We start from the raw sequence: 439 nt of genomic DNA, 5'->3' as shown, positions 1-439 counted from the left end.
AGAGTTGTCGAGAGGAGAGCATGTATTTGATCAGATTTTCCTGCAAATAGGAGATCCTTTAGGTCTTGTTGAAAAGGAGAAAGTTTATATTCAAGTTGATCGGATACTTGTCTATCCTCCTTTTGAAGAGATGGTTTACAAGCCTTTGGAAAATCATTTTGAACAAGGGATGACTTCTTCGAAGGAACGAGTGCAAAGAGATACGACAATGGCAGTTGGAATAAGAGAGTATCAGCCTGGTGACCGCTTCTCATGGATTAACTGGAAGGCAAGTGCAAGGCGGAATAATATGATGACAAAAGAGTTTGAACAAAAGCAGACCCATGACATTATGATTGTTGTGGATTGCGAAGAGAATAAGAGATTTGAAGGAGTAGTTTCTTTTACTGCTTCAGTAATTCGTGCCATTTTAAAAAAAGGTGCTCAGGTAGGGCTTTTA

1 protein-coding gene is annotated in these 439 nt (G+C 39.2%); it reads left to right on the top strand.

Going from position 1 to position 439, the window contains the following annotated elements; genetic code table 11:
- Window positions 1-439, top strand: a 439-nt coding sequence (locus tag E0L35_RS25605) for a DUF58 domain-containing protein (RefSeq protein WP_138801736.1), incomplete at both ends; no start/stop codon positions are given.

Origin of the sequence: Halomonas sp. ATBC28, from assembly GCF_005937175.1 — a bacterium.
Taxonomy (GTDB): Bacteria; Pseudomonadota; Gammaproteobacteria; order Pseudomonadales; family Halomonadaceae; genus Vreelandella; species Vreelandella titanicae.
The sequence above is the reverse complement of the archived record's forward strand: the minus strand, read 5'-3'. Positions and strand labels throughout refer to the sequence as shown.